13 protein-coding genes are annotated in these 13,091 nt (G+C 49.9%); all 13 read right to left on the bottom strand.

Features of this window, described 5'->3' with window-relative positions; genetic code table 11:
• Positions 1–262 precede the first annotated feature (262 nt).
• The 13 genes from AC0YNS_RS02140 to AC0YNS_RS02080 all read right to left on the bottom strand — a co-directional run bounded on the left by AC0YNS_RS02140 (position 263) and on the right by AC0YNS_RS02080 (position 13,087).
• Positions 263–1,354, bottom strand: coding sequence for a prephenate dehydrogenase (locus AC0YNS_RS02140; protein ID WP_475779401.1), 1,092 nt, complete (start codon positions 1,352–1,354; stop codon positions 263–265).
• A gap of 4 nt (positions 1,355–1,358) precedes the next feature.
• Complete coding sequence (gene hisC / locus AC0YNS_RS02135; RefSeq protein WP_475779400.1) at positions 1,359–2,456, bottom strand: histidinol-phosphate transaminase; 1,098 nt, start codon at positions 2,454–2,456, stop codon at positions 1,359–1,361.
• Between the two features lie 292 nt (positions 2,457–2,748).
• Positions 2,749–3,558, bottom strand: a complete 810-nt coding sequence (gene trpA, locus AC0YNS_RS02130) for a tryptophan synthase subunit alpha (protein WP_475780084.1) — start codon at positions 3,556–3,558, stop codon at positions 2,749–2,751.
• On the bottom strand, positions 3,554–4,759 hold the full coding sequence (gene trpB, locus AC0YNS_RS02125) for a tryptophan synthase subunit beta (RefSeq protein ID WP_475779399.1): 1,206 nt from the start codon (positions 4,757–4,759) through the stop codon (positions 3,554–3,556). The genes trpA and trpB overlap by 5 nt, the downstream gene beginning before the upstream one ends.
• Positions 4,756–5,460 (bottom strand): phosphoribosylanthranilate isomerase, encoded by a 705-nt coding sequence (locus AC0YNS_RS02120; RefSeq protein ID WP_475779398.1) that lies wholly within the window; start codon positions 5,458–5,460, stop codon positions 4,756–4,758. The genes trpB and AC0YNS_RS02120 overlap by 4 nt, the downstream gene beginning before the upstream one ends.
• On the bottom strand, positions 5,460–6,254 hold the full coding sequence (gene trpC, locus AC0YNS_RS02115) for an indole-3-glycerol phosphate synthase TrpC (protein ID WP_475779397.1): 795 nt from the start codon (positions 6,252–6,254) through the stop codon (positions 5,460–5,462). Before trpC ends, AC0YNS_RS02120 begins: the two co-directional genes overlap by 1 nt.
• Complete coding sequence (gene trpD, locus AC0YNS_RS02110; RefSeq protein WP_475779396.1) at positions 6,244–7,296, bottom strand: anthranilate phosphoribosyltransferase; 1,053 nt, start codon at positions 7,294–7,296, stop codon at positions 6,244–6,246. The genes trpC and trpD overlap by 11 nt, the downstream gene beginning before the upstream one ends.
• 8 nt (positions 7,297–7,304) lie before the next feature.
• Positions 7,305–8,855, bottom strand: a complete 1,551-nt coding sequence (gene trpE, locus AC0YNS_RS02105) for an anthranilate synthase component I (RefSeq protein WP_475779395.1) — start codon at positions 8,853–8,855, stop codon at positions 7,305–7,307.
• 354 nt (positions 8,856–9,209) lie between these two features.
• Complete coding sequence (aroH, locus tag AC0YNS_RS02100; RefSeq protein ID WP_090976717.1) at positions 9,210–9,578, bottom strand: chorismate mutase; 369 nt, start codon at positions 9,576–9,578, stop codon at positions 9,210–9,212.
• A 1-nt stretch (position 9,579) separates the two neighbouring features.
• Positions 9,580–10,692, bottom strand: a complete 1,113-nt coding sequence (gene aroB, locus AC0YNS_RS02095; protein WP_475779394.1) for a 3-dehydroquinate synthase — start codon at positions 10,690–10,692, stop codon at positions 9,580–9,582.
• Positions 10,692–11,861 (bottom strand): chorismate synthase, encoded by a 1,170-nt coding sequence (gene aroC, locus AC0YNS_RS02090; RefSeq protein WP_091218993.1) that lies wholly within the window; start codon positions 11,859–11,861, stop codon positions 10,692–10,694. Before aroC ends, aroB begins: the two co-directional genes overlap by 1 nt.
• 206 nt (positions 11,862–12,067) lie before the next feature.
• Positions 12,068–12,235: a hypothetical protein gene (locus AC0YNS_RS02085; RefSeq protein WP_475779393.1), complete on the bottom strand. Its 168-nt coding sequence runs from the start codon at positions 12,233–12,235 to the stop codon at positions 12,068–12,070.
• 69 nt (positions 12,236–12,304) lie between these two features.
• Positions 12,305–13,087, bottom strand: coding sequence for a CheR family methyltransferase (locus AC0YNS_RS02080; protein ID WP_475780083.1), 783 nt, complete (start codon positions 13,085–13,087; stop codon positions 12,305–12,307).
• Positions 13,088–13,091: the final 4 nt, after the last annotated feature.

Raw genomic sequence — 13,091 nt, 5'->3', positions numbered from 1 at the left:
ATTCTCTATAATCAAATTAACGTGAGCGTCTAGTATAAAGCATTGGATGACTTGCGTTGCGTCCTCTCTGTAAGTGACGAACAATCCACGTTTAATGTTTCATCGTAAATGGGTTTTAGGCAAAAAAAAGACCGCCTAGAAGGCGGCCCCGCAAAATTATGCGATGGATTTGGATAGGAGTGGAGAGAAACCATACTGTACCTTTATTATATGTATACGTTTTCATTCTGTCAATAAGCGTTTTCATTTATCGCCAACAATTTTAAAAATGGACAGAATATCCAATTTGATCCAGTTTCTGGACGGCGAGATCTAAATCATCTTGCTTGCGAAAGCTGAGTCTTAGTATCCCCGGCACGTCTTCCCTGCTCTCGATAATTTGAATATTGCTCAAATTGATATTGCTGTTGCCGAGCTCAGTTGCGACATGGCCGATGATGCCCGGATGGTCAGGGACATCGATGTAGCATTCATATACGGAATGAATCATGCCTTTGCGCCGCTCCGGCAGCTTGCTGCGGAATTGTCCGGATTGTTGGAAAGCCTGCTCAATACCCGCTCCATCTTCCTGTTGCAGCATCTCAATGAAGGAGCTTGTCCCCTCCTGCCATTCACGCAGAAGCTTTAACAGCACTTCACGATTATTCACCAGAATATCGCGCCATACGACTGGGTCACTGGAGCCGATACGTGTAATGTCGCGGAAGCCTCCGGCAGCCAGAACGCTATATAACGAATTGCTGTTATTATAGCCGCGTACCAGGTTCACAAGTGCCACCGCAATAATATGAGGAAGATGACTAATCGCACCGACAATCTCATCATGTTCTTCAGGATCCACATGTACGATATGAGCTCTTGTATAGGTGAGCAAATCAGTCAGCCTGTCGATATCTTGCTGTGCTGTTGAGGCATCAGGCGTCAATACGTAGAAAGCATTCTCAAATAAATAATAGGAGGCTGCTTCTACACCGGTGCGCTCTGAGCCTGCCATCGGATGACCGCCGATAAATACGGCATTGCCCAACTGAGCATTTCGTGCCGTTGCGGCAACGGATGCTTTGGTACTGCCTACATCCGTTATGATGCATCCCGGCTTTAAGTCGAGGCCGCTTAAATCATGTACATATTGCTCCAGCGAACCTACAGGCACGCACAGAAAAATAAAATCCGCGCCTTCTGCCGCCTCGCGCAGAGACGTCGTCGCATGATCGACAACGCCTCTCTCGAGGTACTTGGCTGCGGATGATTCACGAACGGAATGACCGACGACCGTTAAACCCGGTTTGCCTTTAAAACAAAGCGCGAGCGAGCCGCCGATTAGGCCGACGCCGAATATCGCAATTTTCGTCATGAGGTTAACCCAGCACCGCCGCTTCTGAAAGTACTTCTTCCAGCGCGCGAACGAACGCTTCGTTCTGCTCCTGGCTGCCTACCGTAATGCGAATATGAGTCGGGTAGTAGGACCAGCGTGCACGGGAGATGATCCCTTTGCGCAGCAACCCGTCGAATACTTGCTGGGAAGGAAGCTTCACATCCACCATTACAAAGTTGCCATGCGCTTCGAAATAGCTTAGTCCAAGGCGGTCGAATTGCTCGCACATAAAAGTAATGCCTGCCGCATTGCGCTCCTTGCAGCTGTTTAGGAACTCGAGATCAGCAAGCGATGCTTTCGCAGCAGCTTGACCGAAACGAGATGTATTAAACGGCTCGCGTACCTGATTGATCGAACGAATAACATCCTCGTGACCGACGCCATATCCGATGCGAAGCGAAGCAAGTCCGTAAATTTTGGAGAACGTACGCAATACGATGACGTTCTTAAACTCGGGAAGCAGCGATATGCCATCTGGGTAGCCGGCATCCGTTACGTACTCGTAGTAAGCCTCATCCAATACAACGATTACGTTCGAAGGCACTTGACGCACGAATGCTTCAAGCTCTTCCTTGCGCACGATTGTACCCGTTGGATTATTAGGGTTGCATACCCAAATGATCTTAGTATGATCCGTAACTTTAGCCAGCATCGCAGGCAGATCATGCGTGCCATTATTCAGGGGCACTTCGATAATCGTCGCGCCTTCGATTTCGCAGTTATGCTTGTACTGCGGGAAAGTTTCATCCGCCATAATCGTCTCGTCGCCAGGCGTTAAATAAGCACGGGCAAGCATGAGAATGACTTCATCGGAACCGGCACCGAAAATAATCTGTTTCGGCGTTACGCCGAGATATTGTGCTAAATCCTTAGTTAGTTCGACGCTTCCGCCATCCGGATAAAGGCTAATGTTGTTCAGCTCGTTCTGAATGGCAGCCTTCGCATGTTCGGAGCTTCCGAATGGATTCTCGTTGGATGCGAGCTTGATGACTTCTTTGAGGCCAAGCTCTCTCTTTACTTCTTCAATCGGTTTGCCCGGTTGATACACTGGCAAATGAACGATACTTTGTTTGGGTTGCACCAATAATCACCTCGTATATGTGGCGTATAGTTTAGAATTGCTATTCCAACATTGTCTCACATGTTGTGGTCATTTAAAAGCTCTTTGCCCCATTTTCTTTCGCGCTTTTAAGCTTTTATGTACAGAAGCATTTCACACAAGGTCAAACGGCTGACGCCGTCCTTGACGACGCAGCGCGTTTCAATCCGGAGATTTCTATGTCTTTTTATAAATGTGATTCTTATAAATTCTTAGAAATAAAGAATACCCACTAAGCTGCAATAAGCAGCTTAGTGGGTATCGAGTCGATGCTTTAGCCACGCAGTTCTTGAACAAATGCACGGATTTGTTCTAAGCCCTCCTGCTTCGTCTCCGCCGCTTGCAGCAACGGTACAACCTCTTCGATCTTGCGAACAATCGCGCTTCCTACGATGACGCCATCGGCCTGCTTACCGAAGCGTTCCACCTGCTCGCGGCTGGAAATCCCAAAGCCTACCGCAATCGGTGTCGTTGTTGCTTCGCGAACCGTTGCAAGAAACTCGTCAATTCCGCTATGGAAGTCAGCGCGTACACCGGTAACACCGAGCGAGGATACGCAATAGACGAATCCGCGTGCCATGGAAGCAATTCGCTTCACTCGGTCATTGGATGTAGGGGCAACAAGCGGAATCAGATGAATATCTGCTGCCTCAGCCATTGCGCGAACCTCGGCATCCTCTTCAATCGGCAAATCCGGAATAATTAACCCGCTGATTCCTTTCTCGGTTACGAGGTCGAAGAACCGTTCCAGCCCATATTGCAGAATCGGATTATAGTACGTGAATAGAATAAATGGCAGTTTGATACCGGCTTGACGGGCATTCTCGGCAACCTGAATGCAATCCACCAACGTAACTCGGCCGTTCTTCAGGGCACGCTCGGAGGCGCGTTGAATAACTGGACCATCTGCCAGCGGATCCGAATAAGGAACGCCCAACTCCACCATATCAGCACCTGCTTGCTCCAGCGCACCAATGATGTCCACCGAGGTGCCAAGATCAGGATCGCCAATCGTTAGAAAAGGAATCAACGCGGTGCGGCCTTCTTCACGCAACCTATTAAACGCTGCATCTATTTCATTAATGGCCATGGTTTTCGTCGCCCCCCAAGTAGCCCATAATCGCTTGCACGTCTTTGTCTCCGCGTCCTGATAAGCTCACCACAATGATTTGATCGCGGCTGAGCGTAGGAGCAAGCTTCATTACTTCCGCAATGGCATGGGCAGATTCCAGTGCCGGAATGATACCTTCTGTGCGCGACAGAAGTTGCAGGCCTTCTAGTGCCTCTGCATCCGTAATCGGCACATAATTAGCACGGCCTGTATCTTTGAGGTATGCGTGCTCCGGTCCGATGCCCGGGTAGTCAAGGCCAGCCGAAATGGAATGCGCGGGCTGCACTTGTCCATGTTCGTCTTGCAGCACGTAGCTAAGCGAGCCTTGGAATACACCATGACGGCCCTTCGTCATCGTTGCCGCATGCTCTTCAGTATCCACGCCGCGACCAGCAGCTTCAACGCCGAGCAGCTTCACGCCGTCGTCGCCGATGAACGGATAGAACATACCGATTGCATTGCTGCCACCGCCGACAGCTGCAACAACATAATCCGGTAAACGACCGACTTCTTTAAGAATCTGCTCTCTGGATTCATCGCCGATGATACGCTGAAAGTCACGAACCATCATTGGGTATGGATGCGGCCCTGTTACAGATCCTAGGATATAGTAGGTGTCATCTACATGGCTGACCCAGTAGCGAAGTGTTTCATTACAAGCATCTTTGAGCGTACGTGTTCCTGAGGTAACGGGGACTACTTCTGCACCGAGCAGCTTCATGCGGAATACATTCAGCTCTTGACGCTTCGTATCTTCCTCACCCATGAACACTTTGCATTCCATGCCCAGAAGCGCTGCTACCGTAGCGGATGCGACGCCATGCTGGCCTGCACCTGTTTCAGCGATAATCTTCGTTTTTCCCATACGCTTGGCAAGTATTCCTTGTCCAATCGTATTGTTGATTTTGTGCGCACCGGTGTGGTTCAAATCTTCGCGTTTCAAATAAATTTGAGCGCCGCCAAGATGATCCGACAAACGCTGAGCATGATACAGCGACGTAGGTCTGCCCGAATATTTGGTCAATAAGTAACGAACCTCTGCAATAAATTCTGGATCCTTTGAATAGTGCTGGTATGCTTCCTCTAATTCAAGCAGTGCGTTCATGAGCGTCTCAGGCACATATCGTCCGCCGAATTTACCGAAGCGCCCGTTCATGTCCGGGACTTGGTTCATACGCTTCTCACCCTTTCTACAAACAATCGAATTTTATGAATATCCTTCAAGCCGTCTGTCTCCACTCCGCTCGACACATCTACGCCGCTCGGAGCATACTGATTTACCAAATCCGCTACATTATCCGGATGAAGCCCGCCTGCTACATAAAGCGGTACGCCGATGGCTGCCGCAGCTTCCATATATCGATCGATCACATGCCACGCAAACGTTTGTCCGGTTCCGCCGCCTGCCGTATCAATGAGAAATCCATCTACGACCCCCGTGTAATCTTCAAGTCTTGAAGTACCGCTTGAGCCATCTTCGTCCATATCCTTAACGGAAAACACCTTCCATACTTGCACGTTCAAAGCTTCTTTAACCTGTGCACACAGCTGAGGTGATTCATCGCCATGCAGCTGCACGACGTCGAGCGGCGCAGAAGCAAGAACGGATTGAAGCTCTTGCAGGCTGGGGTTGACGAACACACCGACCGTCGACGGAGCCAGACCGCTTTGGGCACGAAGCTTCCGAGTTTCCTCGATGAGCGTCCCGGCAAGCTCAGGCGACACTTGGCGTTTGCTAGGTGCAAACACGAAACCAATTTCATCAAAGGCAAGCCCGTTCATCTCGCGAATGGTTGCCGCGTCTCGCAAACCGCAAATCTTAATACGTGTCGGATTGGACGTACCTCGCTTGTGTTGTTTCTCTGCAGCAGACATTACGCGTTCACCGGTCCCATTAGCTGCTCCACTGCTGCGCCTACATCCGGCTGACGCATGAAATGCTCGCCGATCAGCACGCCTTTCGCGCCGACACCCTTCACAAACGCGATATCCTCCTGCGAAGAGAGCGAGCTCTCGCTGATTACGGTTATGCCAGGAGGCACCATGCCGATCAAACGTTCTGTCGTCTTAATATCCGTTACAAAGGTGTGCAAATTCCGATTATTAATGCCTACCAATGTGGCTTTGCCCAGCCCAAGAACAGACTCCATTTCCTCTTCGTCATGGACTTCCACAAGCACATCAAGCCCAATCGATCGAGCCGTTTCATAGAAATCCGCAAGCTGAGAAGGACGAAGAATGGCTGCAATCAACAGAATAGCATCTGCACCGATCAATCGCGCTTCATAAATTTGTCGGTGATCCACCGTGAAATCTTTACGAAGTAAAGGAACATTAACAGCCTGCGATACGGCCGTCAAATATTCGTTCTTACCTTGAAAATAATCCTCGTCCGTCAGCACTGAAATACAGTCCGTGCCTGCTTCCTCATAAATGCGGGCAAGCGCGACAGGATCAAAATCAGGCCGAATGAGTCCTTTCGAGGGCGATGCTTTCTTCACTTCTGCGATCAAGCCCAAATCCCGCTTCGTTCCAGACGTTAATCTGCGTTCGAAGCCTCGGCATGGCGGTAATTCTGCGATTTGACGTTCTGCCGCTTGAATAGAGAAATTTACCGCCAGATCATCTACTTCTTTCCGTTTGGAAGCTACGATTTTATCAAGAAACATGGCTCAACTCTCCTGTCGTTTCGATCAACTGCCGCAGCTTCGTGGCTGCTTTGCCGGAATCAATAACGGTCCGCGCTACAGCAACACCAGCCTGCAGCGAGTCCGCACCGCCGCCGACGAAGATACATGCGCCGGCATTAGCAAGCACGATGTCCCGGTATGCGCCGTAGTCATCACCATTAAAGATCGAACGGATGATACGCGCATTCTCATTCGCATCGCCGCCGATGACTTCGCTCAGCGAACGCGTAGTCAAACCAAGCTCCTCCGGCGTGATGGTATACGTGCGAACGGTGCCGCCCAGCAGCTCCGAGATTTGTGTTGGCGAAGAAATGCTGATTTCATCCAGACCATCAAAGCTGCTCACAACCATTGCACGCTTCAAGCCAAGCTCACCTAATACGGAAGCAATCGTGTCGGTTCTGGATTTATCGTAAATACCGAGAAGCTGACGATCAGCGCCTGCCGGATTCGTTAGTGGACCGAGCATATTGAAGATGGTTCGGATACCGATCTCACGTCTTGGGCCTGCCGCGTGTTTAAGGGATGGATGATACAGCTGCGCAAACATGAAGCAAATCCCGATGGCATCCAGACAGCGAGCTGCCAGCTCCGGCGACAGTGTAATATTGACACCAAGCGCTTCAAGCGTATCTGCGCTGCCGGATTTGCCGGACATAGCCCGGTTGCCGTGTTTGGCAACTCGGACGCCTGCTGCTGAAGCTATGATAGCAGAAGCTGTCGAAATATTGAATTTATGAATGCCGGATCCACCCGTACCACAGGTGTCCAGAAGTCCGTTGCGTTCCGTTTGAACATGATTGGAAAACGAACGCATCGCTTCTGCGAATCCGGTAATCTCGTCTTTGGTTTCACCTTTCATCCGAAGCGCCGTAGCGATTGCGCCGATCTGCGCACCGGAAGCTTCACCGCTCATAATAATCTCCATTACGCCGCGTGCTTCTTCCCGAGTCAGGTTAGTCCCGCTAACCACTACGTTCAGCGCCCGCTGCATTGTCATCAGTTCATTCGTAACTGCCATGCCCCCGCTCACCCTTTCGCACCTGCATAGTAATCCATATTGATCATGCTGCTCGTGCGATCAGGCACTGCGAAGATTGATTCCGCAGCTCGAACCGCCTTGAGCATAGCCATCGCTTTATTGACGGTTTCCATATACTCATTCTCCGGTATGGAATCCCAAACAATGCCCGCTCCAGCCTGAACATAGGCCTTACCATTCTTGAAGATCAGCGTACGAATCGTGATACAGGTATTAAGGCTGCCGCCAAAACCGAGATAGCCGATAGCACCGGCATAAGCGCCGCGAGCTTCATTCTCCAGCTCCGCGATAATTTCCATGGCTCTGAGCTTCGGAGCTCCGGATACTGTACCCGCTGGCATGCAAGAGACGAATGCATCGAAGAAATCTTTGTCCTCGCGCAGCTTGCCGGAAACGTTCGAAACGATATGCATCACGTGGGAGTACCGCTCAATCTCCATATACGAATCGCAGCGGACTGTACCGAATTCCGATACGCGCCCGATATCATTGCGACCCAGATCGACGAGCATCAGATGCTCTGCGCGTTCTTTCTCGTCCGCCAGCAATTCTTTCTCAAGCGCCAAATCCTGCTCCGGCGTTTTGCCGCGCGGACGCGTTCCGGCGATCGGGCGTGTCTCCACTCGTTCACCATCCACTTTAACGAGTGCTTCCGGTGACGTACCGACGATAACCTCATCATCCATTTTCAAATAGTACATATAGGGTGATGGATTCATGGTGCGCAGTACGCGGTATACATGAAGCGGATCAACTTCGGTTTCGATGTTAAAGCGCTGCGACAATACCACTTGGAAAATGTCACCTGCACGAATATATTCTTTGGATTTCTCAACATTCGCAAGGAATTGTTCCTTTGTCAGGTTCGAGGCAACCTCGCCCAGATCGGGATCGGCCGGGATGCTTCCCGCTGCCATCAATGCGGACGGCAGCGGCTGCTGCAAGCGCTCGATGGTTGCTTCCATGCGGCTGACCGTTTGCTCATAAACAGCCTGAATTTCATGGTCTGTCGCCGCATTCGGGATATGTACATTCCCGATCACTTGAATTTGCTGTTTGAAATGATCGAAGACGATTACCTGATCGCAAAACATAAATTGCAGGTCGTTCATGTTCAAATCATCAATCCGGTGCGCCGGCAGCTTCTCGTAGTACTGAAGCAAATCATATCCGAAGAATCCGATCGCCCCGCCTGTGAAAGGCGGCAATTCCGGAATCGAAGGACTGCGGAAGGAGCGCAAATGTGCTTTGAGCAGCTCAATCGGTTTCTCGCGCAGCACCTCTTCTTTGCCATTCACTTCGATTACCATTTCGCCGTTCTTGCCGCGAATGAGCATGAATGGGTCAGTGCCGATGAAGGAATAACGCGCCCATTTCACACCACCTTCAACACTCTCCAGTAAGAAGGCCCGGCGCTCCTTATAGAAATGCTGGAATATACGAATTGGCGTCTCTGTATCCGCCATTACATGTCTGACGATTGGAATTAAATTATACGTGCTGGATAAACGAATGACACCTTGAAGCTCCTGATTCATAACCAATCTCTCCCTTTGTCGGAAAATAAAAAAACTCCTGCCGCAGCAGGAGTGATCATGTCAGAAGACGGAAAATGAGCATTGATACGGCAATAGATAAGACCATCGATTGTAGCTTAATAGATACACCTATAGCCTGGATTCCATCCAAGAGGGTGCACTAAACTACCACCTGCGTCATCTCTTCACTCGTCTCAATCTTGCACTAAAAACTCAGCTCAGCTCTACTCATCTCTTCTAACTTCACTAACTACTCTGCTCAACTCGGCTCATTCTTCAAGTATGAAATCACTATACACTAGCGTAAACGGATCCGTCAATCCTTTAAAAATGAGCTTTACGATTGTTCAAATGCTATGATTTCGATAAATCCGGACGAAGTGCTTTCGCACCGCCTAAGTATACATGCTCGATTTCCTTCTGAGACTTCTCCGTGTTCACCGAAACCAGCAGGCGGATGCACATGGCCAAGCTTCCTTTGACCGGCACTTCAACAGCGCACATCAACGGAACAAGCTCCCAGCCTTGCATGACACGAATCGCTCTAGCCGGAAATGTTGCATCCAGATCGCCTGTTACCGTAATAAATACACTTGCAATATCTTCGGGCTCGATGGCATTAGAGGCTACAATCGTATGCAGCAATTCCTCTGTAGCGCGTAATATCGGTTGTTCTTCATTCCATTCGACCGTAATTGCTCCGCGAATTCCCCGTACACTCATTCTAGATGGCCTCCTGTTTCAATTGTTCCACGATCTCCCGAATGAGAGAGGTAGAAACCGATTTGTTGATTTCCACGACGCCAATTGCAGTTGGCACGATATAGACCATCGTACCTTCTTGGAACTTCTTATCATGCATCATCGCACGCATGATTTCATCTGTCTCTAAATGTGCAGGCAGTCGCACCGGCAAACCTACTCGTTGCAGTACATGCTTGGTCACCGTGTAGACCTCTTCAGAAGCCCCCAGGCGAACCGCAAGCTTTGCAGCCCCAACCATACCGATCGCTATCGCTTCACCGTGTAAAAGCTCTCCGTAGCCAGCGACTGCCTCAAGCGCATGACCAATGGTATGCCCTAGATTAAGGATCGCGCGAAGATCGTTCTCTCGCTCATCCCTTGAGACGACTGCCGCTTTGACGCTGCAGCCTTTGTAGAGCGCATAGCCAAGCGCATCGGGATCAAGTGCAGTCAGCTTATCTGCATTCTCGTCACACCAAGTTACGAAAGATGCATCCCAAATCAACCCATGCTTCACAACTTCCGACAAACCCGCCTTTACTTCGCGTTCAGGCAAGGTTTGCAGTGTTTTCAAATCATACAGCACTAGCTCAGGTTGATGAAAAGCACCGATAATATTCTTCGCAAGCGGGTGGTTGACCGCGACCTTTCCGCCGACACTGCTGTCATGTGCAAGGATCGTCGTCGGAACCTGTACAAATTTAATGCCGCGCATGAAAGAAGCTGCTACGAAGCCGGCAAGATCACCGACCACGCCGCCTCCCAGTGCAACAATTGTCGATTTGCGGTCAAGGCCATGCTCCAGTGCAATCCCAATCAATCTTTCCAATTGAGTGAGGGATTTGGAACCCTCTCCCGCCGGAACAACAGCTGTTACAACCGTAAAGCCTGCTGTAGAAAGCACATTTGTCAGATGACCCAAATGCTCCTCAGCGACGACATTCGTATCTGTAATAATCATAAGGGGCGACTTCTTGCTGATGCCGCGCTCGGTAAACAGGTTACCTGCTTCATCCAACACGCCTTCCCCGATATAGATCGGGTAGGAACGCTCGCCTAGCTCGACGGTCAGTTCACGATGAGCGCCGCTCATTAGTAGTTCCTCAACTGCGCCAAGTAGTTGTTGTAATTCGCCGTAATTTCTTCCATGGAGTCGCCGCCGAATTTCTCCAGAAACGCTCTGGCTACTTCCCATGCCACAACATGCTCCATGACAACGCTTGCTGCCGGCACGGCGCAGCTGTCAGAGCGTTCTACTTGTGCAGTGAATGGCTCTCTTGTATCGATATCTACGCTTTGCAGCGGTTTATATAAGGTCGGGATTGGTTTCATTACGCCGCGCACGACGATTTGTTCGCCGTTTGTCATCCCGCCTTCAAATCCACCGAGACGGTTAGTCGCTCTGTAATAGCCGCGTTCTTCCGAGTACATGATTTCATCATGCACTTGCGAGCCGCGGATTGTTCCGGCTTCGAAACCAATACCGATTTCGCAGCCTTTGAAGGCATTGATCGACATCACCGCTTGAGCGATCCGTCCGTCAAGCTTGCGGTCGTACTGCACGTGGCTGCCAAGTCCGATCGGCACGCCTTCCACGATACATTCCACAATTCCGCCGATGGAATCGCCTTCAGCTTTGATTTGATCGATATAAGCAGTCATTTTCTCTTCGGTTTCCTTGTCAACGACACGTACGGGAGACTCCTCAGTCAACCGGACTAATTCGTCCAGCGGAAGCTGATTCGCAGGCGCTTCAATTTCACCGATTCGAATCACTTGTCCGCCTACTTTAATGCCGAATGCAGCAAGGAATTGGCGGGCAACTGCCCCAACCGCTACACGTGCTGCCGTTTCACGGGCACTGGAGCGCTCAAGTACATTGCGCAGATCCTTCAAATTGTATTTAAGTCCACCGTTCAAATCCGCATGTCCGGGACGCGGGCGATGAACGCGGCGTTTCTCTTCGTCACTGCCTTCGATCGGCTCGATGTTCATAACCGATGTCCAGTGCTTCCAGTCATTATTCTCCACAATCAATGCTACAGGCGCTCCCGTTGTTTTACCATGACGAACGCCGCCGACAATGTTAGCGGTATCTTTCTCGATTTGCATACGGCGGCCACGGCCATGCCCCTTCTGCCTACGGTGCAATTGGAAGTTAAGCTCCTGAAAATCAAGCTGCAAATTGCTCGGAAGCCCCTCAATTATTGCTGTCAACTGTGGACCATGTGTCTCTCCTGCTGTCAAATAACGTAAACTCACGGTAAAGCCCTCCCTCATTCTGAACACCCGCAAACGTATATTCCGGTTTATGTATTTCTGCCAAATATCTTTGCTCATTATAGTATAGCGTTGCCGGTTTGACAAGGAAATGAACGCCGACTGTTAGGAAGGCTCCACAATAAAAAAGCTGCCCCGCACACCTCCCGAAGAAGATGTGACAAGGGCAGCCTTCCAGCTCTAATAAACTAACTATTCACGGATTGAGGTCCACGCAGACGATCCGGTTCGTCATTCAATTGCGGATCATTCATGAGACCGTTCATTTGCCTCGTATCAATGCCGAGAATTTGGGCGCATTCCTGGATCGTGATGAATCCACGCTTATACGCCGAAATAACCTTACGTTTATCCATGCTGCGCCTCCAATAAGCCAAACTATTTATAGCTTTAGTATTGGAGAAGATGGAAAACGATATACCCGACTATGCGCGTTTGCGGTAAAAGAAAGTTTCTACCGAATCGAAATCATATTGGGCAGGCGAGAAAATTTGCTCCGTGCTGCCTACAAACAGCAGCCCGCCGGGCTTAAGCGCTTTCGAGAATTTATGATAGAGCAGATGTTTGGCTTCTTCCGTGAAGTAGATCATGACATTGCGGCATACGATTACATCGAATCCGGTGTCAAAGGTGTCATGAAGCAAATTCTGCTGTTTAAAGGTAATATTTCGCTTGAGCTGATTGACTACAGCAACATTATCTTCATCTTGCTTCGTAAAATATTTACTCATATAAGTGCGTGGAACCTCGCGGATCGAACGATCCTGATAAATGCCTTGTGCCGCCTTCTGCAAAACAATGTTATCCAGATCGGTTGCAAGGATCGATGACTTATCCTGCGCGCCGAGCTCTGCCAAAATCATGGACAGTGTATAGGGCTCTTCGCCTGTCGAACAAGCTGCGCTCCAAATTTTGACACGTGGATTACTCTTCACGATTTCGGGTAAAAACTTCTTCTCCATGGCTTCCCAACGGCTCGGATTACGCCAAAACTCCGACACATTGATGGTCATCCGATCGAGAAATTCGTTCATTAGCTTCTTATCCTTCTCAAGGCCATCCCAGTAGGCTGCAAATGTATTGAAGCCGTACTTCTGCCTAAGCGTCGTCAAACGCCGCTTCATCTGCGCTTCTTTGTACTGGGAAAGATCAATAGCTGTTTTTTCCTTGATTTTCTTGATGAAAAGCGTAAAGTCCTTGTCCTCCACCATG

It is taken from the genome of Paenibacillus sp. J22FR21 (assembly GCF_056269135.1).
This window is presented reverse-complemented; position numbering and strand designations above follow the sequence as displayed.